At 64.8% G+C, this 26408-nt stretch carries 33 protein-coding genes; 24 read left to right on the forward strand and 9 right to left on the reverse strand.

Annotated elements, in window-relative coordinates:
- The 8 genes from V6M89_RS29050 to V6M89_RS29085 form a co-directional block, all read left to right on the forward strand.
- Window positions 1-619 (forward strand): flagellar hook-length control protein FliK (locus tag V6M89_RS29050; protein WP_332856486.1); only part of this gene is annotated, 619 nt, incomplete at its 5' end.
- Window positions 620-626: 7 nt separating this feature from the next.
- Complete coding sequence (locus V6M89_RS29055; protein WP_332856487.1) at window positions 627-1106, forward strand: flagellar basal body-associated FliL family protein; 480 nt, start codon at window positions 627-629, stop codon at window positions 1104-1106.
- 45 nt (window positions 1107-1151) lie between these two features.
- Window positions 1152-1889, forward strand: coding sequence for a FliA/WhiG family RNA polymerase sigma factor (locus V6M89_RS29060; protein ID WP_332856488.1), 738 nt, complete (start codon window positions 1152-1154; stop codon window positions 1887-1889).
- 54 nt (window positions 1890-1943) lie between these two features.
- The gene (gene motA / locus V6M89_RS29065) at window positions 1944-2864 is read left to right on the forward strand and encodes a flagellar motor stator protein MotA (protein ID WP_332856489.1); all 921 of its coding nucleotides are present in this window, start codon (window positions 1944-1946) and stop codon (window positions 2862-2864) included.
- A complete protein-coding gene (locus V6M89_RS29070; protein ID WP_332856490.1) occupies window positions 2848-3870 on the forward strand; it encodes a flagellar motor protein MotB in 1023 nt (340 codons plus the stop codon). Before motA ends, V6M89_RS29070 begins: the two co-directional genes overlap by 17 nt.
- Window positions 3871-3912: 42 nt before the next feature.
- Complete coding sequence (gene flgM / locus V6M89_RS29075) at window positions 3913-4188, forward strand: flagellar biosynthesis anti-sigma factor FlgM (protein ID WP_332856491.1); 276 nt, start codon at window positions 3913-3915, stop codon at window positions 4186-4188.
- Complete coding sequence (gene flgN / locus V6M89_RS29080; RefSeq protein WP_332856492.1) at window positions 4185-4637, forward strand: flagellar export chaperone FlgN; 453 nt, start codon at window positions 4185-4187, stop codon at window positions 4635-4637. Before flgM ends, flgN begins: the two co-directional genes overlap by 4 nt.
- Window positions 4624-5391 (forward strand): glycoside hydrolase family 73 protein, encoded by a 768-nt coding sequence (locus V6M89_RS29085; RefSeq protein ID WP_332856493.1) that lies wholly within the window; start codon window positions 4624-4626, stop codon window positions 5389-5391. The genes flgN and V6M89_RS29085 overlap by 14 nt, the downstream gene beginning before the upstream one ends.
- Here the strand turns inward: V6M89_RS29085 and flgA are convergent.
- Window positions 5372-6085 carry a flagellar basal body P-ring formation chaperone FlgA gene (gene flgA / locus V6M89_RS29090; protein WP_332856494.1) on the reverse strand — a complete coding sequence of 238 codons (714 nt, stop codon included), beginning with the start codon at window positions 6083-6085 and terminating at the stop codon, window positions 5372-5374. The genes V6M89_RS29085 and flgA overlap by 20 nt on opposite strands.
- 173 nt (window positions 6086-6258) lie before the next feature.
- On the opposite strand from flgA, the gene flgB reads away from it, so the two are divergent.
- The 12 genes from flgB (at window position 6259) to V6M89_RS29150 (ending at window position 16375) form a co-directional block, all read left to right on the forward strand.
- Window positions 6259-6621 (forward strand): flagellar basal body rod protein FlgB, encoded by a 363-nt coding sequence (flgB, locus tag V6M89_RS29095; RefSeq protein WP_332856495.1) that lies wholly within the window; start codon window positions 6259-6261, stop codon window positions 6619-6621.
- 10 nt (window positions 6622-6631) lie between these two features.
- Entirely contained in the window at window positions 6632-7054 is a 423-nt protein-coding gene (gene flgC, locus V6M89_RS29100; RefSeq protein WP_332856496.1) for a flagellar basal body rod protein FlgC, read from the forward strand.
- A gap of 3 nt (window positions 7055-7057) precedes the next feature.
- Window positions 7058-7741 carry a flagellar hook capping FlgD N-terminal domain-containing protein gene (locus tag V6M89_RS29105; RefSeq protein ID WP_332856497.1) on the forward strand — a complete coding sequence of 228 codons (684 nt, stop codon included), beginning with the start codon at window positions 7058-7060 and terminating at the stop codon, window positions 7739-7741.
- A 14-nt stretch (window positions 7742-7755) separates the two neighbouring features.
- Complete coding sequence (locus V6M89_RS29110) at window positions 7756-9021, forward strand: flagellar hook protein FlgE (protein ID WP_332856498.1); 1266 nt, start codon at window positions 7756-7758, stop codon at window positions 9019-9021.
- A gap of 14 nt (window positions 9022-9035) precedes the next feature.
- On the forward strand, window positions 9036-9761 hold the full coding sequence (flgF, locus tag V6M89_RS29115) for a flagellar basal-body rod protein FlgF (protein WP_332856499.1): 726 nt from the start codon (window positions 9036-9038) through the stop codon (window positions 9759-9761).
- 31 nt (window positions 9762-9792) lie between these two features.
- The gene (gene flgG / locus V6M89_RS29120) at window positions 9793-10584 is read left to right on the forward strand and encodes a flagellar basal-body rod protein FlgG (RefSeq protein ID WP_332856500.1); all 792 of its coding nucleotides are present in this window, start codon (window positions 9793-9795) and stop codon (window positions 10582-10584) included.
- On the forward strand, window positions 10584-11273 hold the full coding sequence (gene flgH / locus V6M89_RS29125; RefSeq protein ID WP_332856501.1) for a flagellar basal body L-ring protein FlgH: 690 nt from the start codon (window positions 10584-10586) through the stop codon (window positions 11271-11273). The genes flgG and flgH overlap by 1 nt, the downstream gene beginning before the upstream one ends.
- Window positions 11274-11302: 29 nt before the next feature.
- Window positions 11303-12436: a flagellar basal body P-ring protein FlgI gene (locus tag V6M89_RS29130; RefSeq protein WP_332856502.1), complete on the forward strand. Its 1134-nt coding sequence runs from the start codon at window positions 11303-11305 to the stop codon at window positions 12434-12436.
- A 9-nt stretch (window positions 12437-12445) separates the two neighbouring features.
- Complete coding sequence (locus V6M89_RS29135) at window positions 12446-12928, forward strand: hypothetical protein (protein ID WP_332856503.1); 483 nt, start codon at window positions 12446-12448, stop codon at window positions 12926-12928.
- A 94-nt stretch (window positions 12929-13022) separates the two neighbouring features.
- Window positions 13023-14393, forward strand: a complete 1371-nt coding sequence (gene flgK, locus V6M89_RS29140; protein WP_332856504.1) for a flagellar hook-associated protein FlgK — start codon at window positions 13023-13025, stop codon at window positions 14391-14393.
- An 11-nt stretch (window positions 14394-14404) separates the two neighbouring features.
- Complete coding sequence (flgL, locus tag V6M89_RS29145) at window positions 14405-15316, forward strand: flagellar hook-associated protein FlgL (RefSeq protein WP_332856505.1); 912 nt, start codon at window positions 14405-14407, stop codon at window positions 15314-15316.
- Between the two features lie 18 nt (window positions 15317-15334).
- Window positions 15335-16375: a hypothetical protein gene (locus V6M89_RS29150; protein WP_332856506.1), complete on the forward strand. Its 1041-nt coding sequence runs from the start codon at window positions 15335-15337 to the stop codon at window positions 16373-16375.
- 16 nt (window positions 16376-16391) lie between these two features.
- Here the strand turns inward: V6M89_RS29150 and V6M89_RS29155 are convergent, their stop codons facing one another.
- The 4 genes from V6M89_RS29155 to V6M89_RS29170 form a co-directional block, all read right to left on the reverse strand.
- Window positions 16392-18587 (reverse strand): putative bifunctional diguanylate cyclase/phosphodiesterase, encoded by a 2196-nt coding sequence (locus V6M89_RS29155; RefSeq protein WP_332856507.1) that lies wholly within the window; start codon window positions 18585-18587, stop codon window positions 16392-16394.
- A gap of 67 nt (window positions 18588-18654) precedes the next feature.
- The gene (locus tag V6M89_RS29160) at window positions 18655-19320 is read right to left on the reverse strand and encodes an amino acid ABC transporter permease (RefSeq protein WP_332856508.1); all 666 of its coding nucleotides are present in this window, start codon (window positions 19318-19320) and stop codon (window positions 18655-18657) included.
- A 2-nt stretch (window positions 19321-19322) separates the two neighbouring features.
- Window positions 19323-20138: a transporter substrate-binding domain-containing protein gene (locus V6M89_RS29165; protein ID WP_332856509.1), complete on the reverse strand. Its 816-nt coding sequence runs from the start codon at window positions 20136-20138 to the stop codon at window positions 19323-19325.
- A 26-nt stretch (window positions 20139-20164) separates the two neighbouring features.
- Window positions 20165-20581, reverse strand: coding sequence for a hypothetical protein (locus V6M89_RS29170; protein ID WP_116988530.1), 417 nt, complete (start codon window positions 20579-20581; stop codon window positions 20165-20167).
- 68 nt (window positions 20582-20649) lie between these two features.
- Between V6M89_RS29170 and V6M89_RS29175 the strand changes: the two genes are divergently transcribed.
- Complete coding sequence (locus tag V6M89_RS29175; RefSeq protein WP_332856510.1) at window positions 20650-20868, forward strand: DUF3460 family protein; 219 nt, start codon at window positions 20650-20652, stop codon at window positions 20866-20868.
- A 3-nt stretch (window positions 20869-20871) separates the two neighbouring features.
- Here the strand turns inward: V6M89_RS29175 and V6M89_RS29180 are convergent, their stop codons facing one another.
- The 3 genes from V6M89_RS29180 to V6M89_RS29190 all read right to left on the reverse strand — a co-directional run bounded on the left by V6M89_RS29180 (window position 20872) and on the right by V6M89_RS29190 (window position 23156).
- A complete protein-coding gene (locus tag V6M89_RS29180; protein ID WP_332856515.1) occupies window positions 20872-21435 on the reverse strand; it encodes a YcbK family protein in 564 nt (187 codons plus the stop codon).
- A gap of 308 nt (window positions 21436-21743) precedes the next feature.
- Window positions 21744-22211, reverse strand: a complete 468-nt coding sequence (locus V6M89_RS29185; RefSeq protein WP_332856511.1) for a hypothetical protein — start codon at window positions 22209-22211, stop codon at window positions 21744-21746.
- Window positions 22212-22331: 120 nt separating this feature from the next.
- The gene (locus tag V6M89_RS29190; protein WP_332856512.1) at window positions 22332-23156 is read right to left on the reverse strand and encodes an EAL domain-containing protein; all 825 of its coding nucleotides are present in this window, start codon (window positions 23154-23156) and stop codon (window positions 22332-22334) included.
- A gap of 155 nt (window positions 23157-23311) precedes the next feature.
- Here V6M89_RS29190 and V6M89_RS29195 point away from each other — a divergent pair, with 155 nt between their 5' ends.
- A complete protein-coding gene (locus V6M89_RS29195; RefSeq protein WP_332856513.1) occupies window positions 23312-24109 on the forward strand; it encodes a class II glutamine amidotransferase in 798 nt (265 codons plus the stop codon).
- A gap of 6 nt (window positions 24110-24115) precedes the next feature.
- On the opposite strand, the gene V6M89_RS29200 is transcribed toward V6M89_RS29195, so the two are convergent.
- Window positions 24116-24589 carry a GNAT family N-acetyltransferase gene (locus V6M89_RS29200; RefSeq protein ID WP_332856516.1) on the reverse strand — a complete coding sequence of 158 codons (474 nt, stop codon included), beginning with the start codon at window positions 24587-24589 and terminating at the stop codon, window positions 24116-24118.
- Between the two features lie 360 nt (window positions 24590-24949).
- On the opposite strand from V6M89_RS29200, the gene V6M89_RS29205 reads away from it, so the two are divergent.
- Together V6M89_RS29205 and V6M89_RS29210 are read left to right on the forward strand one after the other, a co-directional pair.
- Window positions 24950-25972, forward strand: coding sequence for a sulfate ABC transporter substrate-binding protein (locus tag V6M89_RS29205; RefSeq protein ID WP_332856514.1), 1023 nt, complete (start codon window positions 24950-24952; stop codon window positions 25970-25972).
- An 83-nt stretch (window positions 25973-26055) separates the two neighbouring features.
- Window positions 26056-26280, forward strand: coding sequence for a TOBE domain-containing protein (locus V6M89_RS29210; protein WP_008449515.1), 225 nt, complete (start codon window positions 26056-26058; stop codon window positions 26278-26280).
- Window positions 26281-26408 lie beyond the last annotated feature (128 nt).

Raw genomic sequence — 26408 nt, forward strand, 5'->3', positions numbered from 1 at the left:
GCCACGCGTGGCGCCGCGCAGCGCCGACGGTGCCGTCGCCGACACCCCGGTCCCGGCCAACACGAGCAGCACCGTGGCCGCCACCGTCAAGGACGACGGCACGCCCCGCAGCAGCGCGCCCGCCCCGGCCCCGGTCGGCAACAGCGTCAGCTTCAGCCAGACCGCCCCGACCGCCACGCCGGCCGCCGCCGCCGTGGTCAAGCTGGCCGGTGCGCCGGACCAGTGGCAGCAGCCGCTGCGCGAAGCGCTGGGCGACCGCCTGCAAGTGCAGCTGCAACGCAATAACGACCATGCGGTGATCCGCCTGGAGCCGCCCAATATGGGCAGCATCGAGATCTCGATCCGCCACAGCGCCGGGGCGCTGCAGGTGAACCTGAGCGCCAACCACAGCGAAGTGCTGCGCCAGCTCAACACCATCGGCGACAGCGTGCGCCAGGACTTGTCGAGCCGCCAGTTCGCCGACGTCTCGGTGACGGTGTCGTCGTCGCGCGCCCAGGCCCAGGCCGACAGCGGCGGACGCAACGGCCAGCAGCGCGAGCAGGAAGAAGGCCGCACGCCGGGCCGCGCCCTGTCGGACGATGACACCACCACCTTTGCCATGACGTCCGAGCGGGAGTAATCAGTAGATGAAGAACATGAAAATGATCATAGCGCTGGTGCTGGTGGCCGTGGTCGGCGCGGCAGTGGCCGGCGGCGCAGTCTGGTACATGTCGAAAGGCAAGGAGGAGCCGGCGGCCGAGAGCAAGCCGGCCAAGGCGGCCAGGAAGGAAGTCAAGGACGACAAGTCGGCGCCGAAGTACCTGACGGTGGACAAGGTGGTCATCATGCTCAAGCGCCAGCCGGGCGACACGCTGAGCCACTACATGTCGGCCGACCTGGTGATCACCACCACCGAGAAGAAAGAGAAGGAAGCCAAGGAACAATTACCGATGCTGCGCAGCGTGGCGGTGCGCACGCTGTCCAACCTGCCGATGGCCACCGCGCAAGTGATGACCATCGACCAGTTCGCGGCCGAACTGAACAAGGCTTTCGAGGCCACTTACGAGCATGAGGGCCGGGAAAAGCCATTTTCCGAAGTCATGATTGGCAAGCTGATCATTGAGTAGGCAGCAGCAAGCATGAAGACGAGTGGTGCGACCAGTGGAGCGGGCATGGCCTATATAGAGCAATATGCGGACGCTTATGCCGAAAGTTATGGCGAACCCGGCGGCACGCCGGTGGCGCACAGCGTGGCCGACGAGCAAAAACACCTGCTGTCGTACGCGCCCCTGGTCAAGCGCATCGTCCGCCAGCTCAATTCGCAGATCGCCGGCGCCATCGACCGCGACGACATGGAGCAGATCGGCCTGATGGGTCTGCTCGAGGCGCTGCGCCGCTACGGCGAGCCGGACGGCGCGTTCGGCAGCTACGCCAGCCTGCGGGTGCGCGGCGCCATCCTCGACGAACTGCGGCGCCAGGACTGGCGCCCGCGCGCGGTGCGCCAGCAAAGCCACAAGCTGCGCGACGGCGTGCGCGCCCTGACCCGCACCTTGGGGCACGAGCCCAGCGAACAGGAAATCATGAGCGCGCTGAACCTGACCTCGGAAGCCTACCAGGCCTACCAGATGGACGAAAACGCCGAGCTGATCGCCAGCTTCGACGAAGTCCTGCAAGAGAGCGTCAGCAACGACAGCGCCCCCAGCCCGGAAGACCAGCTGATGGTGCGGCGCAGCCTGGAACAGGCGCTGCGCGGACTCGACGAGCGCGAGCAGCGGGTGGTGCAGATGTATTACGAATTCGAGCTCAGCTACAAGGAAATCGCCGCCGTGCTGGACCTGACCGACGCCCGCGTCTGTCAGCTCAACAAGGCGGCGCTGGGCAAGATGAAGGCAGTATTGCAAAACGCCTGATCCAGAGCGGGCGCAAGGCAAGATTAAAAAAATGACGCGGAAAGGCGAATCATCATGCAGCAAATAGTCGGCATCATCATAGTTTTAGGCAGCGTCTTCGGTGGCTTCTTCATGATGGGCGGCGCCTTCCATCAGATCTGGCAACCGATCGAGCTGATCGTCATTGCCGGCGCCGGTCTCGGCGCGCTGGTGATCGGCAACCCGCCCCACGTGCTCATGGAGACCGTGACGCAAATCAAGAAGATCGTGTTCCGCAAGAAATACGACTCCGAATTCCAGCGCCAGTTGCTGCTGCTGATGTACGAACTGCTGCAACTGGCGGCCGGCGGCCTGAAGGCGCTCGACGCCCACGTCGAGGCGCCCAAGGACAGCCCGCTGTTCCAGCGCTACCCGCGCGTGCTGGAAGAACCCAAGCTGCTCGCCTTCATCGTCGACAACTTCCGCCTGATGGCGATGGGCAAGATCAACGCCCACGAGCTCGAAGGCGTGCTGGAGCAGGAACTGGAGGCCATCCACGAAGAACTGAACCAGCCGGCCAAGTCGCTGGCCAAGATCGGCGAGGCGATGCCTGGCTTCGGCATTCTGGCCGCGGTGCTGGGCATCGTGATCACCATGAACACCGTCAGCGAAGGCGCGACCTCGGGCGAGATCGCCGAGCACGTCGGCGCCGCCATGGTCGGCACCTTCATCGGCATCTTCTTCTGCTACGGCATCCTCGATCCGATCTCCAACATGATGAAGCAGCTGGTCAACCAGGAAGCGTCGAACAAGGAATGCGTCAAGGTGGTGCTGGTGACCCACGTGGCCGGCAAGCCGCCGCTGCTGGCGATCGACGCCGGCCGCCGCCTGGTGCCGCTCAACATCAAGCCGAGCTTCGCCCAGCTGGAACGCTGGATCAACGACCTCGAGGGACGCGACAGCGCCCCGGCCGAGGACAGCTCGCGCAGAGGAGGCCGCGGTGCTAAAGTCGCATGACAAGAGCCATGAGCAAACCATCGTCAAGCGCGGCGGTGGCAAGCACAAGCACGAGGACCACGGCGGCGCCTGGAAGGTGGCGTTCGCCGACTTCTGCCTGGCGCTGATGTGTTTGTTCCTGGTGCTGTGGCTGATGGCGGCGCGTAACTTCGAATCGCTGGAACAGATCCTGACCGAGGCCGACGGCGCCAAGACCGACCAGGGCAAGGGCGTCATGCCCGAGCAGGTCGGCGGCCCGCGCGGCAGCCTGATCGACCGTTTCCCGATGCCGCACACCGGCAGCACCGAGGAGCCGGGCGACGCCAAGGCCAAGGGCGAGGCCCACACCAAGGTCACCGGCGATTCCCAGCCCGTGGTGGAGGCGGCCAAGGTCAAGTACGACAGCCCGAGCGACCTGGCGGCGCTGTCCAAGGCGCTGACCAAGATGAGCGCCGAGGCCGGCCTGACCAGCAACCTGGAATCGGTGATCACGCCCTACGGCTTGCGCGTGATGCTGCACGACACCGACCGCCAGGGCATGTTCGTGCGCGGCTCGGCCGTTCCGACCGACCGCTTCCGCGCCCTGCTGCGCAAGATGGGACCGTTGTTCCGGCAGATGGAAAACCAGATGCTGATCGTCGGCCACACCGATTCGCTGCAATACGCCGACCGCAGCTACGCCGCCTTCTCCAACTGGACGCTGTCGGCCAACCGCGCGATGTCGGCCCGCTCGCAGCTGCTGGCCGGCACCATGAACCCGGAGTCGGTGCTGCAGGTGGTCGGCATGGCCGACCGCGCGCCGCTCGACACCAAGCGCGCCGACGCCGGCGTCAACCGCCGCATCGAGTTGCTGATCTTGACCACGGCCCAGGCCAAGTCGATCGCCTCCATGTTCGGCATGCCGGAAAACAGCAGCGCCCTGACCCAGGATGTCGACACCGCCTTGCCGGACGCCACCCTGTTGGAAAAACTGCGCGCCAAGCTCGGCGCCGACAGCCCGCTGCGCGATCCGCGCCGCACCAAATAAGACGCAACACGTATGGAAACCAAGCCAAGCAGAGGCACACGTATGAGAATCTCGACAGGAAGTCCGGACGGCGTCGCTGTCCAGCGGGTGGCGGAAGCCGCCCCGGCGGAAGCGGCCGAGGCCGTCGCCGCGCCGGCGCCGCAGGCGCCGCTGCAATCGGCGGTGATGCAGCCGGCCCTGCAGGCGATGCGCGAGATGCCGGAAATCGACCAGGAAAGAGTCGACATGCTGCGCGACGCGCTGGCCAAGGGCGAACTGCCGTTCGACGCCGCCAAGCTGGCCGGCCTGGTCCAGCGCTTCCACGGGAGCGAGAAGTGACCACCGTGACCCCGGCCGGCGCCGCGCCCGCCACCCGCCAGGACGCCATGCGCCTGCTGCTGGCCGGCATCGGCGACGATCTGTTGGCTTATCAGCAATTGCGCGGCCTGCTGGAACAGCAATTCGACGCCGCCGTGCGCCACCAGGGGCCGCAGCTGGCCGCCGTGGCCGAGGCGATTTCCACCCTGGTCGACGTGATGCAGGAGCGCCGCGCGCAACGCGTGGCGCTGGTACAACGTTTATTGGGACCAACATCGACAATGTTGCAGGCATTTGCCTTGCTGAAAAATGCGGCACGGGAGAGAATGGAAGCTGACTGGGCAACCTTGGAACAGATGGTTATCGAATGTAAGCGTCTGGGCAAGCGCAATAGCGACTTGCTGGTAGAACAGTACAGCATCATGCAGCGCGTGCTGCATGGCGAGGAGCAGATTTATGCACCAGCTTGACCGGATGCAATCGACCGCACCCACTGCAGCAACCGTCTCGAATATGACCGCCACCCGCCCCACCGCGGCGCTGGGCGGCGTTGTCTCGTCCGGGGCGTTCGCCTCCACCTTCCGGCAAGTCCAGCGCGACGTCGGCGCCTTCATCGCGCAGGGCGGCGGTTTCAGCGCCGCGCCCTCCTCGTCCGCCGCTTCCGCCGGCACGCCGGCCATGAACCTGCAGGCCATGGCGCTGCGCCACCAGGGCGCCGGCGCGATCGCCGGCGGCGCCGACGTCGAGCTCCAGCAGCAATTCCTGGCCTCGATCAAACCGTGGGCCGAGGAAACCGCCGGCAAGCTGGGCGTCTCGCCCGACGTGGTGGCCGCGCACGCGGCGCTGGAATCGGGCTGGGGCCGCAATCCGCTGCGCCAGGCCGGCGTCGACAGCAACAACCTGTTCGGCCTGAAGGCCGGCGGCAACTGGCAGGGCGCGGTGGCGGCCGCCAGCACCACCGAATACGAACACGGCGCCATGCTCAGGAAAGTCGAGCGCTTCCGCAGCTATCCGGACACCGCCAGCGCCTTCCGCGACTACGCGGACATGCTGACCAGCAATCCGCGCTACCAGGCCGCGCTCAACACCGGCAACGACGCCCGCGCCTTCGCGCAGGGGCTGGCGCAAGGCGGCTACGCCACCGATCCCAACTACGCTGACAAACTCAGCAAACTGGCCGCGCAGTTGCAACGCGGCGGCAACATCACTGCGTCGGGGAATTAGTGGACACGGGCATATCGACAGGTTCCACCGTCGCCGCGCCCGTCACCCTGGCACGGATCACGGTCCCGTTGGCGTTGCGCACCCGCACCAGCGTGCCGCGCGCGCCGCTGTCGAGCGCCTCGCCCGCCATGCTGACTTCGATCTGCTCGCGCTTGGCCACGATGCGCACGGCGTCGTTGCGCTTGACCAGGGTCGGCGCGGCCAGCAAAGCCATGCGCAACACCTCGCCGCTGCGCAACGCGCGCCGGCCGCTCAAGCCCACCACCTCCTGCGGATCGGACACGCTGTCGGCGATGCCGGAGATGTCGTGGCGCTCCAGCAACACGTCGTCGTCGGTCAATACTTTCCCGGATGGCACATCGCTTGCCATCACGGCAATGCGCGCCGAGATCTGCGCGCGCACCACGAACTCGTATCGCCAGCCTTCGGCGCCGGCGCAGACGGCGGCGAAACGCATGCGGCTGGGCAGCCGCGTATCCAGCGCTTCGACCGTCGCAGCCTGTCTGCATGCGGCCAGCGGCCGGCTGCCGCGCACCACGTTCAGTTCGAATTTCGGTTCCACCAGGCCGCTGCTGTCGGCCCAGCGCTGCACATGGGCGCGCGCGGCCGCCTCCACCGCCAGCGGCACCTGTTCGGCGGCGGTCGGAACGGGAGCGGAAAATGCCGCAGAAAATGAAGTGCAAAACAGCAACATTGCACTCAAAGCGGTTACAATACTTTTGTTGAACATGGGCAATACCTCTACTATGATGCCGGGAGCCGGAACGTCTCGGGTGCATGCAGCACCCGGGCGCCATTCTACCCCGGCGCCGGTGGTTTTCACTCATGCAACATCGTTTTACAGCAATGCCTACACAGGGGAAGAACATGGCGATTAATTTCAAAGACGCGGTGGGCCTGCATGCCGACGCGCTGCACCTGCGGGCCGAGCGCACCCGCATCCTGGCCTCCAACATCGCCAATGAAAACACGCCCGGCTTCCAGGCGCGCGACATGGACTTCGCCGCCACGCTGGCCAACGCCCAGGCCGAAGCCACCGGCGACATCGGCGGCGACGAGGACAGCGCCATGATGTACCGCGTGCCCTTCCACCCTACCCGCGACGGCAACACGGTCGAGATCGGCGTCGAGCAGGCGGCGTTCTCGCAGAACGCCTCGGACTTCCAGACCAGCCTGACCTTCGTCAACATGAGCCTCAAGGGCCTGGCCAAAGCAATCAACGGCCAATAAGGAGCGCGCAATGTCGTTCAAGAATATTTCAGAGATCGCCGGCTCGGCGATGGCCGCCCAGTCGGTGCGCCTCAATACCATCGCCAGCAACCTGGCCAACGCCGATTCCGTGGCCGGCACCGAAACCGACACCTACCGCGCGCGCAAGCCGGTGTTTGCCGCCGTCATGGGCGACAGCATCGGCGACATGGGCAGCGCCGGCGGCAAGGTGCAGGTGCTGGACGTGGTCGAATCGAGCGAGCCGCTGCGCAAGGTGTACGAACCGGGCCACCCGATGGCCAACGCCGACGGCATGGTGTTCTATCCCAACGTCAACCAGGTGGCCGAGATGACCGACATGATGTCGGCCTCGCGCGCCTTCGAGACCAATGTCGAAGTACTGGGCCGCATCCGCACGATGCAGCAATCCCTCCTCAAACTCGGTGAAGGTTAAGCCATGACAGTCAGTCTCCTCAACAACGGCGGCAGCACGCCGGCCTCCACCGGCAGCAACATCACCGGCAACAGCGCCAGCGCGACCTCGGACATGTTCACCAAGCTGCTGGTGGCCCAGATCAAGAACCAGGACCCGCTGTCGCCGACCGATCCGGCCCAGTTCGTCCAGCAGCTGACCCAGCTGTCGCAGACCGAATCGCTGCAGACCCTGTCCAGCCTGACCAGCGCCAACGCCAGCGTGCTGCAAAGCATGCAGGTGCTGGCCCTGGGCGCCCAGGTCGGCTCCGACGTCATGGCCGAGACCAGCACCCTGAGCACCGACGGCGCCACCAAGGTCAGCGGCCAGATGACGCTCAGCGCTTCCAGCACCAGCACCCGCGTGGTGCTGACCGGCACCAACGGCGCCAAGCACACCGTCAACCTCGGCACGGTCGCGGCCGGCACCGTGCCGTTCGCGATCGACCCGACCGCGCTGGGCCTGCCCGCCGGCACCTACACCATGACGGTCGAGACCAGCACCAAGGAAACCCCGCCGGTCGACCTGCTGGGCCGCCTGAACAGCGTACGGCTGGCCGCCAGCGGCAGCGTCGTGCTGAACGTCGGCAACATCGGCGAAGTCGCGCCGACCGCCATCACCGCTTTCAACGGTAAATCCACCGCTTCCGCCACTCAATCTAGTCTCTAAGAAAGGACTCCATCATGAGTTTCGATATCGCATTGTCTGGCATCCAGGCCATTAACGAAGCGCTGGACGTCACCAGCCACAACATCGCCAACGCCGGCACCTACGGCTACAAATCGTCGCGCGCCAACTTCTCGGCGCTGGTGGCGGGCAGCCAGCTGACCGGCGTCAACATCGGTTCGACTACCCAGAACATCGGCCTGTCGGGCGGCATCCTCAACACCGGCCGCACGCTGGACGCCTCGATCAACGGCGCCGGCTTCTTCATGGTCAAGGACAGCAGCAACACCATCAACTACACCCGGGTCGGCATCTTCAACACCTCCAAGGACGGCTTCCTGACCGACGCCTCCGGCCGCAAGGTGCAGGGCGCGACCATCACGCCGCCGAGCACCACGCCGGGCGCCCAGGGCGACATCACCATCCCGACCGGCCAGATCCCGGCCGTAGTCAGCGACAAGGTCAACTACATCGGCAACCTGTCGGCCGACTGGCCGGTGACCGCCTTCCCGGCCGCCGTCACGCCGACCACGCCGCCCGACCCGTCCACCTTCAGCATGTCCAAGGCCACCGTGATCTACGATACGCTGGGCGGCCAGCACACGCTGACCCAGTATTTCGGCGCCACCGCGGCCGGCTCGGTCTCGGTCAACTACGTGCTCGATGGCAACCTGGTCGGCGCCGGCGCGCTGGCGTTCGACCCGACCAACGGCCAGATGACCACCCCGGCGCCCGATCCGCTGACCACCAACGGCTCGCTGCAGCTGGACCTGAGCGCGCTCGACACCACCACCGACCCGACCCTGTGGCCGGCCTTCAGCAGCGGCGCCAAGATGGCGGCGGTGCCGATCAACATCAACTACACCGGCACCACCTACTTCGCCGGCGAGGCCACCACCTCGACCAACAGCGCCAACGGCTACTCCTCCGGCACCTTCGCCGGCGTCGACCTGGCCAAGGACGGTTCCGTCATCGCCAAGTACAGCAACGGCCAGAAGCAGCCGGTCGGCAAGCTGACGCTGGCCACCTTCCCGGACGAAGGCGCGCTGACCCAGGTCGACGACACCAGTTGGGTGCAGTCGCTCGGCTCCGGCACGCCGCTGGTCAACTTCGCCGGCGTCGGCATGACCGGTTCGCTCAACACCAGCTCGCTGGAACAGTCGAACGTGGACATCACCTCGGAACTGGTCGGACTGATGACCTCGCAACGCAACTACCAGGCGAACTCCAAGGTCATCCAGACCGAAAACCAGATGATGCAATCGCTGATGCAAGCGCTGTAAGGACAAGCTGACCCATGGATGCGCTGATCTACACCGCCATGAGCGGGGCCGAACGGGCCCTGCGCGGCCAGCAGGTACACGCCAACAATCTGGCGAACATCGAAACCGGCGGCTTCCGCGCCAATATGGAGCTGTCGTCGGCGCAAACCGTCAACGGCTACGGCTACGACGACCGCCACATGTCGCAGCTGCAGGCCAACGCGGTGTCGACCCGCCAGGGCACGCTCAAGGCCACCGGCCGCGATCTGGACGTCGCCATTTCCGGCAACGGCTACTTCGCGGTGCAGGGCCCGACCGGCGAGGCCTACACCCGCGCCGGCGCCATGACGCTCGACGAGACCGGCACGCTGAAAATCAACGGCAACGTGGTGCTGGGCGAAGGCGGCCCGATCTCGCTGCCCGAGTACAGCAAGATCGCGGTCGGCGCCGACGGCACGGTGTCGATCCAGAGTCCCGGCACCACCACCATGCAAACCATCGACAAGCTCAAGCTGGTCAAGGCCGAAGCGTCGGAACTGACCAAGAACGAGGCCGGCCTGCTGGTGGCGCGCAGCGGCCAGCCGCTGGCGACCGACGCCACCGTGGTGGTCAAGCCCGGCCACCTGGAAGGCAGCAATGTCTCGGCGGTGGAGGAAATGGTCGCCACCATGAGCTTGAACCGTACCTTTGAAATCCAGATGAAGTTGTTCAAGGCCAGCGATTCGATGGCCGAAACCGGTAACCGCCTGATCGGCGGCTAAGCCGGTCCACGTTACACAACAGGGAGAAATCATGAATCCAGCAATGTGGATCAGCAAAACCGGCGTGCAGGCGCAGGACGAAAAACTGCAGGCGATCGCCAACAACCTGGCCAATGCCAACACGGTCGGCTTCAAGCGCGACCGCGTGGTGTTCGAAGACCTGTTCTATTCGATCGAGCAGCAGCCGGGCACCCAGCGCGCCGACAACAACACGCTGGCGCCGTCCGGCGTCCAGCTCGGCAACGGCGTGCACATGGTCGGCACGCAAAAAGTCTTCAGCCAGGGCTCGCTGCAAACCACCGGCAACCAGCTCGACGTGGCGGTGATGGGCAACGGCTTCCTGTCGGTGCGCCAGCCGAACGGCGAAACCGCCTACACCCGCGCCGGCCAGTTGCAGGTCGACGCCAACGGCATCCTGGTCAACGCCCACGGCCTGCCGCTGATCCCGCAGATCACGGTGCCGGCCAACGCCACCTCGCTGACCATCGGCGAAGACGGCGTGGTCTCGGCCACCTTGTCGGGCAACACCACCGCCAGCCAGCTGGGCCAGCTGACCCTGACCAGCTTCATCAACCCGACCGGCCTGCTGGCCCTGGGCGAGAACCTGTTCGCCGAGACCCCGTCCAGCGGCACGCCGACCGACGGCAAGCCGGGCGACGCCCAGTGGGGCAAGCTCAAGCAAGGCGCGCTGGAAGGCTCGAACGTGCAGGTGGTCGAGGAAATGGTCGACATGATCGCCGCCCAGCGCACCTACGAGATGAACACCAAGGTGCTGTCGGCCGCCGACAATATGCTGCAATACCTGGCGCAGGCGGCACGCTGATGTACTCCAGGGCGCCCATCCAAGGCCTGGCCAGGGCGGCACTGGCCGCGCTGGCCACGCTGCTGGCCGGCTGCGCCGCCTTGCAGCCGCCGCCGGTGCGGCCCGGTCCGTCCGACGAGCCGCCCACCGTGTCGCGCGTGGTCGGCCCGAAAGGCAGCTCGGGCGGGGTCTACAGCCCCGACCTGGGCCTGTCGCTGACCTCGGACAGCCGCGCCTTCCGGGTCGGCGACGTGGTCACCGTCAACCTGCAGGAAACCACCCAGGCCAGCAAGAAGGCCGGCACCAGCTATTCCAAGAATTCGGCCGACAACATCGTCGCCCCCAACCTGCTGGGCAAGACCTTCGGCAAGGCCGCGCTCGGCCTGGGCGCGTCCAACAGCTTCGCCGGCGACGCCACCAGCACCCAGCAGAACGCCCTGACCGGCGCCATCACCGTGATCGTGCAGGAAGTGCTGCCGAACGGCCTGCTGCGCGTGTCCGGCGAAAAAACCCTGACCCTGAACCAGGGCGAGGAATTCGTCCGCCTGCGCGGCTACCTGCGCGCGGCCGACATCGACGCCGACAACCAGGTGTCGTCGCTGCGCATCGCCAACGCCCGCATCGCCTACTCGGCGCAAGGCACCCTGGCCGACACGCAGTCGGCCGGCTGGCTGTCGCGCTTCTTCAATGGCCCGCTGATGCCGTTCTGAACGGCCGTAGTTTTAGAGAGGGTGATCCCATGAATTTCCGCAAGCGCCACAGCTTCCTGCACCGCCTCCTGGCACTGCCGCTGGCCTTTTGCGTGGCCCTCGGCGCCGCTGTGCCGGCGCAGGCCGCGCAAGTGCTGCGCAACCTGGTCGCCGTCGAAGGCATGCGCGACAATCCGCTGGTCGGCTACGGCCTGGTGGTCGGCCTGAACGGCAGCGGCGACTCGACCCAGGTCAAGTTCGCCAGCCAGTCGGTGATCAATATGCTCAAGCAGTTCGGCGTCAAGGTGCCGGACGGCACCGACGCCAAGTCCAAGAACGTCGCCACCGTGATGGTGTCGGCGGTGTTCCCGCCCGGCTACCGCAAGGGCCAGAATATCGACGTGGTGGTGTCCTCGATGGGCGACGCCAAGAGCCTGCGCGGCGGCGCCCTGCTGCTGACGCCGCTGCGCGCGGCCGACAATGAAGTGTATGCGCTGGCCCAGGGCAACGTGGTGGTCGGCGGCTTCAGCGCGGCCGGCAAGAGCGGCTCCTCGGTCACGGTCAACACCCCGACCTCCGGCCGCATCCCGAGCGGCGCCGCGATCGAGCGCGAGATCGCCAGCGATTTCGCCACCAAGCCGTCGGTGCGCCTGTCCTTGCGCCACCCGCACTTCCAGACCGCGATCAATATCGTCGACACCATCAACAAGCGCTTCGGCGACATCGCCACCACCACCGACGCCACCAGCATCGACGTGGTGGCCCCGGCCAATCCGACCCAGCGCGTGGCCTTCATGGCCAAGCTGGAGGCGCTGTCGATCGACGTCGGCGACGATTCGCCCAAGGTGGTGTTCAATTCCCGCACCGGCACCGTGGTGATCGCCGACGGCCTGCGGGTGCGCGCGGCCGCCGTCACCCACGGCTCGCTGAAGGTGGTGATATCCGAATCGACCAAGGTCAGCCAGCCGAACGCCCTGGCCCAGGGCAACACCGTGGCGACGCCGCAGTCGCAGGTCAGCGTCGACCAGGGCTCGGGCCAGATGTTCAAATGGCCGGCCGGCGCCAAGCTGCAGTCGATCATCGACGTCATCAACAGCCTGGGCGCCTCGCCGGACGACATCATGGCGATCCTGCAGGCGCTGGACCAGGCCGGCGCCATCGAAGGCGAACTGGTCGTCATCTAAGGAAAGCCCATGAACTTCGACCCCAGCAAATTCGACGGCAGCACCATGCGCATCGGCGTGGCCGACCAGCTCAGCGGCGTGCAGGCGCCGGTCGCCTCCGCCAGCGACGACGGTGTTGATCCGGGCATTGATCCGAGATACCGCGCCAAGGCCACCGAGGCGGCGGTCAAGTTCGAGAGTTTCTTCATCGGCCACATGCTGCACCAGATGCGCGCCGGCACCCGCGCGCTGGCCGCCGACGACAGCGTGTTCAAGGACAAGATCAACGAGGACATGCTGGACATGGCCGACAACCTGGTGGCCGACCAGCTGGCCGGCCAGCGCGCCTTCGGCGTGGCCGACGCCATCCTGCGCCAGCTGCTGCCGCCGGCCAGCGCCCCGGTGGCGGTGCAGGCCAGCCTGGCGCGCCCGGCGGCGGCCGCGCCGGCCGCGTCGGCATCCGGTGTTGCCGAGCCGCAAAATATTCCAGCAGTGCTTAACCCGGCGCAGTAAACGGTCGCCCTTTACAGTTAACGGACCAGTGGACCTCGTGTAAACACTGCAAGCAACTGGTCCTCCGGCCTTCACCAGGAAAGACCCTTGCAATATGAGCATCTCTTACAACGCACTGTCCGGCGCCCTGGCCGCCCAGGCTGCCCTGAACACGGTCAGCCAGAACATCGCCAACTCGCAAACCAAGGGTTACACCCGCCAGGGCGTGCTGCTGCAGACGCTGGCGAGCGACGGTTCCGGCAAAAGCCCCGGCAATGGCGTGCAGGTGGGCTCGCTGCTGCGTTTCAGCGACTCATATAAATCCCAGCAGATGTGGCGCGCGGCGTCCGACCTGGGCAAGCATACCCAGGTCCAGCCCTACCTGACGCAGATGGAAAAAGTCATGAGCGATGACAAATCCAGCCTCAGCTACGGTATCGACAACTTTTTCAAGGCGCTCAACGCGGCCGGCGTCGATCCGACCTCGACCCCGCTGCGCCAGCAGGTGATCACCGCCGCCGACTCGATGTCGCAGCAATTCAACAGCATTTACAACGTCACGGCCAACCAGCTGATCTCGGTGCAGCAGCAGCGCTCCGCCATCCTGCCGGGACTGAACCAGTCGCTCGTCAGCATCGCCGCGCTGAACCAGCAGATCATCAGCACCGGCGCCAATGGCGCCAACACCTCGCCGCTGATCGACCAGCGCGAACAGCTGATCGACAGCGTCGCCTCGCAGGTCGCGGTGGAGGTCATCAACAATCCGGACGGCACCGCCAGCGTCTCGCTCAAGAGCGGCCAGCCACTGGTGGTCAGCAACCTGTCGGCCAAGCTGGCCTTCGACACCACCAGCGGTGTGCAGCAGCTGAACCTGACCTTCGCCAACACCACCTTCAAGCTGGACGAAACCAAGGTCGGCGGCCAACTGGGCGGCCTGGCGGACTATCAGGAAAACACCCTGAAGCCGCTGCAAAAATCGATCGCCGAGATCGCCGAGCAGATGTCGACCAAGGTCAACACCCAGCTGGCGGCCGGCCTGACCAGCCCCGGCGTCGCCGGCACGCCGCTGCTGGTGTTCAACCCGACCAGCGCCACCGGCCTGCTGCAAGTGGTGGGCGGCTTCAAGACCAGCGACCTGGCTTTCTCCAGCGACGGCACGCCGGGCGACAGCGGCAACCTGCAGCAATTGGTGGCCATCAAGGGCCAGCCGATCACCCTGACCACGCTGGGCAGCGTGCTGCTGGGCGACGCCGACACCCAGCTGGTCGGCAAACTGGGCATCGACAGCGCGCAAAACCAGGCGCAGATGACCACCGCCACCACGGTCCGCCAGCAGTCCGAGGACGACTGGAAATCGACCAGCGCGGTCAACACCGACGAGGAAGCGATCAATCTGGTCGAGTTCCAGAATATGTACCAGGCCAACATGAAGGTGATTGCGGTCGCCAACACCCTGTTTGACGCCACCTTGCAAATGTTCGGTTAAGGAGAGCCTGTATGCGCATCGCCACCAGCCAATTCCAGGCCACCATGAACCGCGGCCTGCAAGACAACCAGAGCCACCTGGCCCAGATCACCGCCCAGATGGCGTCCGGCACCAAGATCCAGCTGCCGTCGGACGACCCGGTCACCAATGTGCGGCTGTCGCGCCTAACGCGCGAGGAAGCCATCGTCGGCCAGTACCGCGACAACATCGCGGCCATCAAGATCCGCCTGACGACCAACGAGACCTACTTGCAGAGTATGGTCAACGACATCACCCAAAGCCACGACCTGCTGGTCTGGGCCTCGGACGGCAGCAACACCGCCACCGACCTGAAAGCCATGGTCAACCCGATGAGCGCGCTGCGCGACAGTATCTTCTACAGCGCCAACGAAAAAGACCAGGAAGGCCGCTACATCTTCTCCGGCACGCAGACCGACACCCCGGCCATCACCTTCGATGCGACCGCGCCGATCGGTTCGCGCTACAGCTTCACCGGCAACCAGAACCAGCAGAAAACCGTGGTCGGCAACGGCATCACGCAGACCGCCAACGTCGACGTCAAGGGCGTGGACGACTTGCTCAACCAGATGGACACGACCATCGCCGAACTGTCGTCGCCGACGCTGACGGTGGGCTCGGCCACGCTGACTGCGGCGCTGGGCGCCAATATGGACGGCGCCAGCAGCGCGCTGGACCTGGTGGCCGGCAAGATCGCCGACCTGGGCGGCGCCCAGAACATCATGGCCACGCTGGACGGCAACCACGCCAACGTCAGCCTGTCGAACAAGAGCGCGATGCTGGACCTGGGTGAATTGGACTACGGCGACGCCGCGACGCAGCTGAACGGCTATAATCTGGCCTTGCAATCGTCGTACAAGGCCTATTCCAAGATCAGCAATCTGTCGCTGTTCAACATCCTGTAATTCCAGACTGAGCATCGTATGCAAATCTCGCCCAATTCCACACCCAACGTCATTGTTCCTGGCAACGCCAGCAATGCCAGCGCGGTGGACGGCACCTCACTGGGGCTGAATGGCGAGAACGCAGCCACGGCCACGCCCGTCACGCCGACGCCGACCTCGGCGGCGCCGCTGCGCCGCGGCCTGAACAACTGGGACCAGCCGCTGCAAGGCGACATCTCCGGCGCCCAGCAGGCGCTCGACTTCCTCGAACAGAGCGCGGCCCAGCTGCGCAACCTGAAGGCCGACCTCAGCGCCCGCCTGGCCAACCGCCAGCGCGCCGACGGCACCTTGGACGCGCGCGTGCGCCAGTTCAGCAACAGCTGGCGCAACCGCAGCGCGGCCTCCGGCGGCACCTTGGACGCCCGCCTCAAATTCAGCAACAAGACCAGCACCACCCGCTTCACGGTGCGCGGCATGAACATCGGCAACCTGCGCACCGGCGGCCGCGAAGTGCTGGCGATCTCGCTGGGCGGCGGCCAGAACCTGCGCTCGGTGGTGCTGGAGCCGGGCCTGTCCGACGAGGAAATCGCCCAGCGCTTCGACGACGCGCTGGCGCCGAGCGGCGTGCGCGCCGACCTCACCGAAGAAGGCCAGCTGGAATTCACCACCGCCGAATCGTCGTGGACCAATATCCGCGACACCATCGCGGTGCAGGGCGGCGGCATCCGCTTCCCGACCGGCCAGTTGAACCGCGTGAAGGCCGAGGCCGAAGCGCCGGCCGTCGATCCGGACAGCTGGCAAACCTCGGACATGGAATCGATCCGCGCCACCTTGCAGCAAGTGCTGCAGGCGCTGGCGCAGGTGGAACAGGCGATCGCCTCGGTGCACACCGCGCTCAACCAGGTCAGCGCGCGGGTGCAGAGCGCCACGCCGAGCGACACCACCGACGGCATGGACCAGGTGGCGCAGAATTTCGTCTCGACCGCCAAGCAGCCCGGCTACCAGTCGCTGCTGTCGATCACCTCGGCGCTGGCGGGCATCAGCCGCGAGCGCGTGATCTCGCTGCTCAGCCTGCGCTAGGCGGGCCGCCCCCCGCTTATTCCATCGCCAGCCGCGGCAGCCCGCGCCTGGCCAGCTCGGTCAACTGCTCGGCCGGCAACGCCTCCGCATACACAAAGCCCTGCGCATAGTCGCAGCCGGCCAGCGCCAGCAAGGCGCTCTGGGCCGCCGTCTCCACGCCCTCCGCCACCACCCGCAGGCCCAGCTTGTGCGCCATGACGATCAGCGCCTCGCACATCGCCAGGTCGCCGCTGTCGACCGCCAGGTGCTGGATGAAGCTGTGGTCCAGCTTGAGCAGGTCGATGCCGAAGTGCTTCAGGTGCGACAGCGAGGAATAGCCGGTGCCGAAGTTGTCCAGCGCCACCTGCAAGCCCATCTCGCGCAACTCGCGCAGGCGGTCGGCGACCTTGGCCATGCCGTCCATCAACACCCCTTCGGTGATCTCGATGACGATGCTGCGCGGCGCCAGCTGCAGCTCGGCCGCGTAGTTCAGCCAGCCGACGTACAGCGCGGTGTCGCCGCGGAACTGCGCCGCCGACTGGTTGATGCTGACCTGGAAGCCCGGCCCCAGCTCGTCCTGCCAGCGGCGCGCCTGCAGGGCCGCCTGGCGGAACACCCAGTCGCCGATCTCCATCATCAGCCCGCCCGACTCGGCGTGCGCCAGGAACTCGGCCGGCGCCAGCAGGCCGCGCTGCGGATGGCGCCAGCGCAGCAGCGCCTCGGCCCGTTCGATGGTGCCGGTCTGCAGGTTGACGATGGGCTGGAAGTACAGCTCGAACTGCCGCTCCGCCAGCGCCGAGCGCAGGTCCAGCGTGACCTGCTGGCGCGCCTGCGCCGCCAGCTGCAGGTCGGCCGTGAAGTAGCTGTAGCGGTTGCGGCCGGACTCCTTGGCCGCGTACATGGCCTGGTCGGCATGGCGCAGCAAGTCCTCCGGCGCCACCGCGTCCGACGGGTACAGGGCGATGCCGATGCTGGCCGAGATCGACGGATTGGCCGCGCCCAGCGCGAACGGCCGGTTCAGCAGCGCCAGCATGGTCTGCGTGATGCGCTCGATGCCGGACGCCTGCTCGATGCCGGACAGGATCACGGTGAACTCGTCGCCGCCCAGCCGCGCCACCGTGTCCGAGCTGCGCACGCAGGCGCCGATGCGGCGCGCCGCCTCCACCAGCAGGGTGTCGCCATGCGCGTGGCCGAGGCTGTCGTTGACTTGCTTGAAGCCGTCCAGGTCGATGAACAGCAAGGCCAGCTGCAGGCCTTCGCGCTGCGCCTTCTTGACCTCCTGGCCCAGCCGGTCCTGGAACATATGGCGGTTGGGCAGCTCGGTCAGGTCGTCGAAATTGGCCTGGTGCCAGATGCGCTCGGTGGTCGCGCGGTTGTCGGTGATATCGGTCACCAGCGCCAGCGCGCCCAGGTAGGTGCCCTCGGCGTCGAAGATCGGGTTGGTGGCCAGGGTGGCCCACAGCTCGCTGCCATCCTTGCGCAGGAACTTGAATTCGTGGCGCTCGGCCATGCCCTGCTGGCGCCGCGCGATATTGCGCTCCAGGATGGCGCGGCCTTCGTCGTCCATGAACGACACCAGCGGCTGGTCCAGCATCTCCTCGATGCCGTAGCCCAGCATGTGCGCCATCTTCGGGTTGACGAAGCTGGTGCGGGCGGCGGCGTCGATTTCCCAGATGCCCTCCTCGGCGCTGTGGACGATGCGGCGGAAGCGCTCCTCGCTGCGCTCCAGCGCCGCCAGCTTGCCCTCGGCCAGCTCCAGCACCACCCGGATCGCCTGGCCGCTGCTGTCGGCGCTGGCGCGCAGCGTGACCGGGAAGCCTTGCTGGTTGCGGGCCCGCGTCATCTGCAGCGAGCATTGCTCGGGATGCTGGCTGTTCAGCGCCAGCCGCACGAAGCGGTCGAAGTCGTCATGGAAACGGGGTGCGATAAACTGCCGCAGCGGCACCTTGGCCGGGTTGTTGCGCGGCAAGCCCAGCAGGTCGGCCGCCACCACATTCATCTGCAGGATGGTGGTGTCGAAGCCGAGCACGAAATAGCCGACCGGCGCCAACAGGTAGACATCGTTGAAATAAGCTTGCTCGGCGCTGAGCTCGTCGGCCGAGGGCAATTCGGCGAACGGTTCCAGCACCGCGCCTTCGTCCATGATAGCCATGTTGGTGAGCCCGTCGATGCGGGCCGCGGAGATCGGCTGCCGGCCGCCATGCAATCCGGTACTGTGCGTAGGCTTCTCCATACCACCCCTTTGCGTAGGTGTTCAGACTAGCATTTAAGCCGCGCACTGTCGAGCGAACGGCGTCGCCTCAACGATGTGCGCGGTTCAAGCGTTGTTCTGCGCGCCGCTGCAGCGCTTCAAACAGCAGGCTCAGTGCCCAATAGATGACGGCGGCGGCCAGGTACAGCGGCAGCGGCCGGAAGGTGGTCGCGATCACTTCCTTGGTCGACAACATCAGTTCGGTCATGGTGATGACCGAGACCAGCGAGGTGTCCTTGATCAGGCTGATCAGCGTGTTGCTCATGGCCGGCACCGCGATGCGCAAGGCCTGCGGCAGCACCACGTGGACCAGCGTGGGCCAGTAGCCCAGTCCCAGGCTGTAGCTGGCCGCCCACTGCCCCTTGCTGACCGCGCCGATCGCGCCGCGCAGGCTTTCGGACAGGAAGGCGCCGGCGTTCAGGCTCAGCGCGAGGATGCCGGCCGTCACCGGCGTGAATTCGATGCCGATGCTGGGCAGGCCGTAGTAGATGACGAACATCTGCACCAGCAGCGGCGTGCCGCGCATCAGGCTGACGTACACGCTGGCCGGCCAGCGCAACACGCGGTAAGGCAGGATGCGCAGCACCGCCACCGGGAAGCCGATCAGCAGCCCGCCCAGCATCGATGCCATGGCGAAGATCACCGTATAGCCGGCGCCGCGCAACATGACCGGCGCGGCCTCCCGCAGCAGCTCCAGCAGCCCCTGCCAGTCCATGCTCAGGGCGCCTTGCTGACGTCAGTGCCGAACCATTTCAGCGAGATGGCTTTCAGGCTGCCATCGGCGGCGGCGTCGGCCAGTGCCTTGTTCAATGCTTGCTTGAACTGAGGATTGCCCTTCTGGAAGGGAATGCCCATGCGCTCGACCGCGCCGACCTGCGCGCCGGCCTTGATCGGCAGCTTGGAAATTTTTAACAGGTAGGCCGACATCAGGCTGTCGTTGAGCGCCGCGTCGATGCGGCCGCTGGCCAGGTCGGACATGGTGTCCGGCGCCGCCGCGTAGCTGCGCACCTCGATGCCCGGCACCGCCTTGGCCTGCTGCTCGTAGACGCTGCCCTGCCCCACGCCCAGCTTCTTGCCTTTCAGGTCGGCCAGCGTCTTGTAGCCGGCCTGCTCGTCCTTGCGCACGATCAGCTGCGGCATCGAGTAAATATACGGCGCCGAAAAGTCGAACGCCTGCTCGCGCTTGGGATTGATGCCGACCTGCGAAATGATCACATCGTATTTATTGGCCGACAGCCCGGCCAGGATGCTGGCCCACTCGCTGCTGACGAACTCCACCTTCACGCCCAGCTTGGCGGCCAGCAGGCGCGCCACATCGACGTCGTAGCCGGCCAGTTCGCCGCTCTTCTGGTCTTTGTAGTTGAACGGCGGATAAGTGCCCTCCAACGCCACCTTGAGCGCGCCGCGCGCCTTGACCGTGGCCAGCAGGTCGGCCGCCGAGGCCGGCACGGCAGCCGCCGCCAGGGTCAGGGCCAGGGTCGTCGCCAACAGCGCGCCTTGCGCCAGCTTGAAAGTGAAATCACGTTTATGCATGGAGTTCCTTGTAAAAATGGCAGGCGCTACCAGGCGCCCATGCGGCGCCGCAGGCCGAAATCATGGCCCACGACCAGGATGGAACTGGCGATCAGGCCGCTCAGTCCTATCATCAACTGTATCAGTTTATCGTCCGGCAGTACCCACAGCCGGCCCTGCGGCGCTTCGTCCACGCGCGCGGCGGCCATGATCAGCGGCGCCACCCATTCCGCATCGGGCGTAACATCGAGGATCAGGGCGCCGTCCTGCGTGGTCTGCATATAGATCTCGCCGCCCTCGGCCAGCGTGAAGCAGACGCCGTAGCCGGTTTCATTCTTGGCGATATGTTCCTGCAGGCTGAGATCGTGCTCGGCTATCCACAGTTCCACATCGGCCGGGGTTTCCAGCCCGCTCCACGGCACCGGACGGAAGCGCGGTGGCGCTGGCTTGTCATCGTCTTGCATAGTCGTCCTGTTTTGCTTGCGAAGTTGCTTACTAAGCCGCCAGTTTAATCGATGGGAGGAACTACCCCATGAAATACAAATATCCCTACGGTCCCGGACGCCTTGAATACGAGTCCGAGTTCACCCGGTTTTTAAACGACTACCTGCGCCAGCACCCGGAAGTGCGGCGCGACCAGCAGCTGGGATGGCGCATATTTTGGGAGCGTCCGGTCGATCCGCACAGCATGGAGCGCGACCGCAAAGCCGAGCTGAAGCCGACTGCCTATCACTCGTATTTTTACGAATGAGGCTCAGCCCTTCCAAGTGCGCTTGAGGCCGGTATCCGCATGGATCCAGCCGCCGCGCGGGCCGGCGCGGTAGTAGAAGCCGACGCCGCCCTGGCGGAAGCTCTTGACCAGGCCGCCCAGCACTTCGGAATTCAGGCTGGCCAGGCGGATGTCGGCGGCGCGGCCTTCGATGTGCAGCGACTGGCGCGCGGCCGGCACGCCCGCTTCGCGCAGCTTCTGGTTCGAGGCCGGGGTACGGTAGCCGGACAGGATTTCCAGCGGCGTGTCGATGCCATAGCGCGCCACGAAAGCCTGCGTGCCCCACAGCGTCTCAAACAGCTTGGGATCGATGCGCGCGGTCTCCTTGCCGTTGACGTCGCGCAGCAAGTGGCACAAGTCCTGGTAGGCCGATTCGATGATCTCGCCGTCCTTCCAGTACAGCAGCTTGGCGCGCTCGCCCGACGCCGGACGGACCACGTCGATGGTGCGCGGCTTGAGCCAGAACTCCAGGTCCAGCGCTTGCGCGTCGAAGATATCCGGTGGTGGCTCCAGCTCGCCGAAGCCGGAAGGCGCGGTGGCGCGCGGCATGCTGGCGGCCGGCTTGGCCTGGGCCACGGCGCTGGTTGCGCCCCCGGACGCAGCCGGATGCGGCGCCGGTTTCGGCGCTGCCGCCGTGCTGTGTTGAACGGTGCTGCGGGAGGCGCATCCTATCAGCGGCACCGATAAAAAACTCGCTCCCGCCAAGCCCAAACCCTGCTGTAAAAAATTTCTGCGCGTTGCCATAACCTACCCGTGAAAACCAATGGGGACACTATAGCGTATGCAGAGGGAAATGAAAAAGGAAACAGGCCCGATTCCACCAAAAAACCGGGCCCCGCTTGATGCTCACGCTGATGTTAGCGGAACGCCAGCAGCACCACCTGTTCAGGTACGAACCGGCCATCGGACAAGCTGCGCGACGGCACCACCATCGTCACCGAACCGCTCGCGCCCTGATCGCCACCCAGAACGATTTCCATTTTCAGTTGCCGGTCCAGCGCCACATAATTATTGCGGCTGGTGGAGACGATCTTGTGCGGCGGGCCTTGATCCACCAAAGCGTACATATTCGTGCCGCGGCTGATGATAGACAGCGTTTGCCCATTCGACAGCGAGTAGTTGGCCACCAGGTCGCGGTAATCCTCGGGCCACATTTTGGAGTAAGCATCGGGCAAATCGATGCGGAGTTGGCGTGCTGAGACCGGCACACTGACGGTATCCTCGGACGGTTGTGCTTGCAATGCCGACGACAGGGCCAGCCCGCCCAATACAATAGCTAAGCATAGTGTTTTCATGATGTTCTTTCCCCGGTTAGGAATTTCCATTTAAGCAGTCACCGGAGAAAAAACAAATTCATTCTGTCTATCATCGACATCGCGACATATAAATTTAAAATGGCTCATGAATAACACATCATGCAGCCGAACTGTCTCATGAATGCAAGCTCATGCGGCGGCCGCCTCCCGCTCGGCAAGGAGCAATTCGGACCGCGGTTCGTCCAGCAGATAGCCTTGCGCCAGCAATGGAATATTCGCCGCCTCGCCTAACTGGCGCAGCACCGCCAGCGCCTGCGTCGACTCCAGGCGCTTGAACACCACCGCCACGCCGGCCGCCGCGCTGCGCTTCAACAAGGTCAGCAAGGTCTCGCTGTCATGCAGCTCGCGCGCATCGAGCTTGAACACGTCGGGTCGCAAGCGATCCAGCACGTACAAGGCCTCGCGCGCGCTCGGCACGTTGACGGCGAAGCGGAAACCGTTGCGGCGGTAGTTATCGGACACATAGTTCAGCAGCCAGCCCTGCTGCGGCGAGGCCGCCGGCAATTGCAGCACCACCCGTTCCAGCGGCAGTTCCAGCGCATCGAGGATGCGGCGGAAGGCGTGGCCGTGATTGCTGCTGACCGCGCTCAGCAAACGATCATGCACGTTCAGGTACAAGTCCTGTTCGCCCTCGCCCGACTGGCGGAAGAAATTAATCGCGTGCAGCATGCGGCACAAGCGATCGAGCTCGATCGACTCATCGTCGCTGGCCGCATGGTCGAGCAGCTTCCACAGCGACAGCCCCTGGTCCTGCGCCGACACGCTGCGCGCCAGGCCTTCATACGCCTGCACCTGGCCCGACTCCAGATGCCGGATAGGCTGGAAGGCGCTGCTCATGGTGCAATTGAAAAACCGCCCCTGCGCCTTGCCCTCGTGATCGAGCCAGATGCTGGAAGCGGCGCCGGTCGCGTCGGATAAACGCGCCAGGTATTTTTGCAGGATGGGAAATGACATGGAACTCCTCGACTGATGCGGACAATACCGACAGCGTAGGCCTGCGCGCGGCAAAGCAGAACGAATGCTTTCAGCTATGGATATGCCAAAACATTCGTTCCGCCCGTCGGGCACGGCCGCTATCGTGGGTCATCGCCACTTTTCGCCAGAACACCATGTGCCAATTACTCGCCATGAGCAGCAGCAAACCCGCCACCGTCGACTTTTCCTTCGCCGGCTTCGCCCTGCGCGGCAGCGAGCACCGCGACGGCTGGGGCATCGCCTTGCATACAGCCAGCGGCTGCCAGCTCTACACCGATGCGCTGGCCTCGACCCACTCGCCGCTGGCGGCGCAGATCCGCAACAATCCGATCAAGGCCCGAAACGTCGTCGCCCATATCCGCAAAGCCACGCAGGGCCGCATCTCGCTGGAAAACAGCCATCCGTTCACGCGCCAGCTGTGGGGCCAGACCTGGTCCTTCGCGCACAACGGCGACCTGAAACTGTTCGATCCGAATCCCAGCCTGTACTCGCCGCACGGCGACACCGACAGCGAGCGCGCCTTCTGCCACCTGCTGTCCGGCCTGGCGCTGCGCTTTGAAACGCGGCCGCCGCGCCATGTGCTGTTCGGCGCACTGGAGACGCTGGCCGGCGAAATCGCCGACTACGGCACTTTCAATTTCCTGCTGTCCAACGGCGAGCTGCTGTTCGCCCATTGCAGCACCGACCTGCACGTGGTGGTGCGCGAATATCCGTTCTCGGTGGCGCAGCTGATCGATTGCGACCTCAGCATCGACTTCAGCAAGCACAACCATCTGGACGACCGCATCGCCGTGATCGCGACCCAGCCGCTGACCTCGAACGAGGCCTGGACCCGCTTCGCGCCGGGCGAGCTGAAGCTGTTTGTCAACGGACTGGAAGTGGGAGCGGCGCCGGTGCGGCGCCAGGAATGGGAGTTGGAGATTTGCTGCTGAGTTGACTTACAGGGGATTGCAGTTGCAGAAGCGCTTGCGCTTGCTGCCGTCCGGCGCCTCGGCGCCGGCGTCCAGCTGCTTCCAGAAGAACACGGTTTCCACACCATACGGCGAACGCACCTTGCCGGCATCGACGTAACCACGGTTGGCAAAGAAATCCTGGCCGGTGGCCGTGCTGTGCAATTGCAGCGCCTTCACGCCCCAGCTGCACGCCTGCTCCTCCATCCGCGCCAGCAGCGCCTTGCCGACGCCTTGTCGGCGCGCCTCCGGCAACAGATAGCACAAGGCCAACTTTCCGGCGCCGGTCAGCAGCGCGACGCCGACCACCACGCCTTCGCTCAACGCGACCAGCGAAAAATTCGTCGGCGAACTGAACCAGTTCGCCACCATCTGCGGAGTTTTATTGCCTAGCCAGGCGTCAAGGATGGCGGGATCGTTCTTATGATCCAGGTCGCAGCACTCCGTGATCGAGCGGCGCAACACTGTGCATGCCGCATCCGCATCTGTCGAAGCAGCAATACGAATTTCAAGACTCCGAATTTCAAGACTCATGTACGCTCACAAATATTCCCGATAGCAAAAATGAAGCGCTACGCTGTTTCACCGCGCGCCTTCTTCAGTGCCTGAAACCCACTATACACCAAGCAGCAAAAGTCGTTGCGCGACTCTCACAGCCTAGAGGCTGGCCCTGTTTTTGCCCACGAATGTTTTCAAAAATCGTTATGCGGTTTTTACTGAAAACCTCGTGAAAAACATACCTTCTAAGCATATTACGAAAAATTCGTATCTTTTCCGGGCGAAATTTTACACCATGGGCGCCTGTTATTACGAAAGCTCATTATGACCACCAAAAATCCTGCCCGCCGCGCGCTGATCTCCTCTTTCCTGGCCGCCTCCGCCGTCATGCTGGGCCTGCCGCTGCAGGCGAACGCGGCGGAAACCGTGCTGCTGAACGCGTCCTACGACGTCGCGCGCGAACTGTTCAAGGACATCAATCCAGTCTTCGTGGCCGACTGGAAGAAGAACACCGGCGAAACCATCAACATCAACCAATCGCACGGCGGCTCGTCCAAGCAGGCCCGCTCGGTGGCCGACGGCATGGAAGCGGCGGTCGTCACCATGAACCAGGCGAACGACATCGACATGCTGGCCGACAAGGGCCTGGTGGTGCAGGATTGGGCCAAGAAGTTCCCTAATAATGCTGCGCCGTTCTATTCGACCATGGTCTTCCTGGTCCGCAAGGGCAATCCGCAGCAGATCAAGGACTGGGGCGACCTGGGCAAGCCCGGCGTAAAAGTCATTGTTCCGAATCCTAAAACCTCCGGCAACGGCCGCTACACTTACCTGGCGGCCTGGGGCTCGGTGCTGAAAAAAGGCGGCAACGAAGCGCAGGCGCGCGACCTGGTGACGAAAATATTCAAGAACGTGCCGGTACTGGACGGCGGCGGCCGCGGCGCCACCACCACCTTCACCCAGCGTGAAATCGGCGACGTGCTGGTGACCTTCGAGAACGAGGTCAACCTGGTGCGCGCCGAATTCGGCAACAACTTCGAGGTGGTGTATCCGGCGGTATCCGTGCTGGCCGAATCGCCGGTGGCGGTGGTCGACAAGGTGGTCGACCGTCGTGGCATCCGCAAGCAGGCCACCGGTTACCTGAACTTCCTGTACACCGAGCAGGCGCAGGACATCATCGCCAAGCACTACTTCCGTCCGCGTTCCGAGGTCGCGTTCAAGAAGTACAACGCCAACTTCCGTCAAATCACGCTGTTCACGGTAGATGACGTCTTCGGCGGCTGGAAATCGGCGCAGAAGAAGCATTTTGACGACGGCGCCGAATTCGACAAGATCTACCAGACCAAATAAGGATATACGGACAGATTCGTTTGCAAACGGCCTGACTGCCCTTAATCTGGAAGCGTAGTAACCAACCAGACAAAGGAAGCACGATGGCCATTTCTGAAATTAACGTACGTAACCAGTTCCGCGGCAAGATCAAGGAAATCATCTTTGGGCCGGTCGTTTCGGAAGTCGATGTGGAAACCCAGCACGGCATCGTCACCTCGGTGATCACCTCGCGCTCGATTCATGACCTGGATTTAAAGGTTGGCAGCGAAGTCATCGCCCTCGTAAAGTCCACCGAAGTCTCGATCGCCAAGATCAGCAGCAACTAAGCCAAGCCGCCGCCGCGGCCGTCAGCGACCAAAAAAGCCCTGAGCCATCCCGTCTCAGGGCTTTTTCAATTTGGGGTCAGGTCCCCCATTTGAGCATGAGTTCGGCTTGACTAGCCGAACTCATGCTC

It is taken from the genome of Duganella sp. S19_KUP01_CR8 (assembly GCF_036688705.1).
Lineage (GTDB): Bacteria > Pseudomonadota > Gammaproteobacteria > Burkholderiales > Burkholderiaceae_D > Rugamonas.

What these genes read in the sequence shown, in the direction of transcription:
- V6M89_RS29195 (WP_332856513.1), top strand. Translation starts at nt 23,312, where the DNA reads ATGTGCCAATTACTCGCCATGAGCAGCAGCAAACCCGCCACCGTCGAC.
- V6M89_RS29130 (WP_332856502.1), top strand. Translation starts at nt 11,303, where the DNA reads ATGAATTTCCGCAAGCGCCACAGCTTCCTGCACCGCCTCCTGGCACTG.
- flgG (WP_332856500.1), top strand. Translation starts at nt 9,793, where the DNA reads ATGAATCCAGCAATGTGGATCAGCAAAACCGGCGTGCAGGCGCAGGAC.
- flgL (WP_332856505.1), top strand. Translation starts at nt 14,405, where the DNA reads ATGCGCATCGCCACCAGCCAATTCCAGGCCACCATGAACCGCGGCCTG.
- flgK (WP_332856504.1), top strand. Translation starts at nt 13,023, where the DNA reads ATGAGCATCTCTTACAACGCACTGTCCGGCGCCCTGGCCGCCCAGGCT.
- V6M89_RS29185 (WP_332856511.1), bottom strand. Translation starts at nt 22,211, where the DNA reads ATGGAAATTCCTAACCGGGGAAAGAACATCATGAAAACACTATGCTTA.
- V6M89_RS29105 (WP_332856497.1), top strand. Translation starts at nt 7,058, where the DNA reads ATGACAGTCAGTCTCCTCAACAACGGCGGCAGCACGCCGGCCTCCACC.
- V6M89_RS29110 (WP_332856498.1), top strand. Translation starts at nt 7,756, where the DNA reads ATGAGTTTCGATATCGCATTGTCTGGCATCCAGGCCATTAACGAAGCG.
- motA (WP_332856489.1), top strand. Translation starts at nt 1,944, where the DNA reads ATGCAGCAAATAGTCGGCATCATCATAGTTTTAGGCAGCGTCTTCGGT.
- V6M89_RS29170 (WP_116988530.1), bottom strand. Translation starts at nt 20,581, where the DNA reads ATGCAAGACGATGACAAGCCAGCGCCACCGCGCTTCCGTCCGGTGCCG.
- flgF (WP_332856499.1), top strand. Translation starts at nt 9,036, where the DNA reads ATGGATGCGCTGATCTACACCGCCATGAGCGGGGCCGAACGGGCCCTG.
- flgB (WP_332856495.1), top strand. Translation starts at nt 6,259, where the DNA reads ATGGCGATTAATTTCAAAGACGCGGTGGGCCTGCATGCCGACGCGCTG.
- V6M89_RS29055 (WP_332856487.1), top strand. Translation starts at nt 627, where the DNA reads ATGAAGAACATGAAAATGATCATAGCGCTGGTGCTGGTGGCCGTGGTC.
- V6M89_RS29060 (WP_332856488.1), top strand. Translation starts at nt 1,152, where the DNA reads ATGGCCTATATAGAGCAATATGCGGACGCTTATGCCGAAAGTTATGGC.
- V6M89_RS29180 (WP_332856515.1), bottom strand. Translation starts at nt 21,435, where the DNA reads ATGCCGCGCGCCACCGCGCCTTCCGGCTTCGGCGAGCTGGAGCCACCA.
- V6M89_RS29160 (WP_332856508.1), bottom strand. Translation starts at nt 19,320, where the DNA reads ATGGACTGGCAGGGGCTGCTGGAGCTGCTGCGGGAGGCCGCGCCGGTC.
- flgA (WP_332856494.1), bottom strand. Translation starts at nt 6,085, where the DNA reads ATGTTGCTGTTTTGCACTTCATTTTCTGCGGCATTTTCCGCTCCCGTT.
- flgC (WP_332856496.1), top strand. Translation starts at nt 6,632, where the DNA reads ATGTCGTTCAAGAATATTTCAGAGATCGCCGGCTCGGCGATGGCCGCC.
- V6M89_RS29085 (WP_332856493.1), top strand. Translation starts at nt 4,624, where the DNA reads ATGCACCAGCTTGACCGGATGCAATCGACCGCACCCACTGCAGCAACC.
- flgH (WP_332856501.1), top strand. Translation starts at nt 10,584, where the DNA reads ATGTACTCCAGGGCGCCCATCCAAGGCCTGGCCAGGGCGGCACTGGCC.
- V6M89_RS29175 (WP_332856510.1), top strand. Translation starts at nt 20,650, where the DNA reads ATGAAATACAAATATCCCTACGGTCCCGGACGCCTTGAATACGAGTCC.
- flgM (WP_332856491.1), top strand. Translation starts at nt 3,913, where the DNA reads ATGAGAATCTCGACAGGAAGTCCGGACGGCGTCGCTGTCCAGCGGGTG.
- V6M89_RS29190 (WP_332856512.1), bottom strand. Translation starts at nt 23,156, where the DNA reads ATGTCATTTCCCATCCTGCAAAAATACCTGGCGCGTTTATCCGACGCG.
- V6M89_RS29165 (WP_332856509.1), bottom strand. Translation starts at nt 20,138, where the DNA reads ATGCATAAACGTGATTTCACTTTCAAGCTGGCGCAAGGCGCGCTGTTG.
- V6M89_RS29155 (WP_332856507.1), bottom strand. Translation starts at nt 18,587, where the DNA reads ATGGAGAAGCCTACGCACAGTACCGGATTGCATGGCGGCCGGCAGCCG.
- V6M89_RS29150 (WP_332856506.1), top strand. Translation starts at nt 15,335, where the DNA reads ATGCAAATCTCGCCCAATTCCACACCCAACGTCATTGTTCCTGGCAAC.
- V6M89_RS29135 (WP_332856503.1), top strand. Translation starts at nt 12,446, where the DNA reads ATGAACTTCGACCCCAGCAAATTCGACGGCAGCACCATGCGCATCGGC.
- V6M89_RS29205 (WP_332856514.1), top strand. Translation starts at nt 24,950, where the DNA reads ATGACCACCAAAAATCCTGCCCGCCGCGCGCTGATCTCCTCTTTCCTG.
- V6M89_RS29210 (WP_008449515.1), top strand. Translation starts at nt 26,056, where the DNA reads ATGGCCATTTCTGAAATTAACGTACGTAACCAGTTCCGCGGCAAGATC.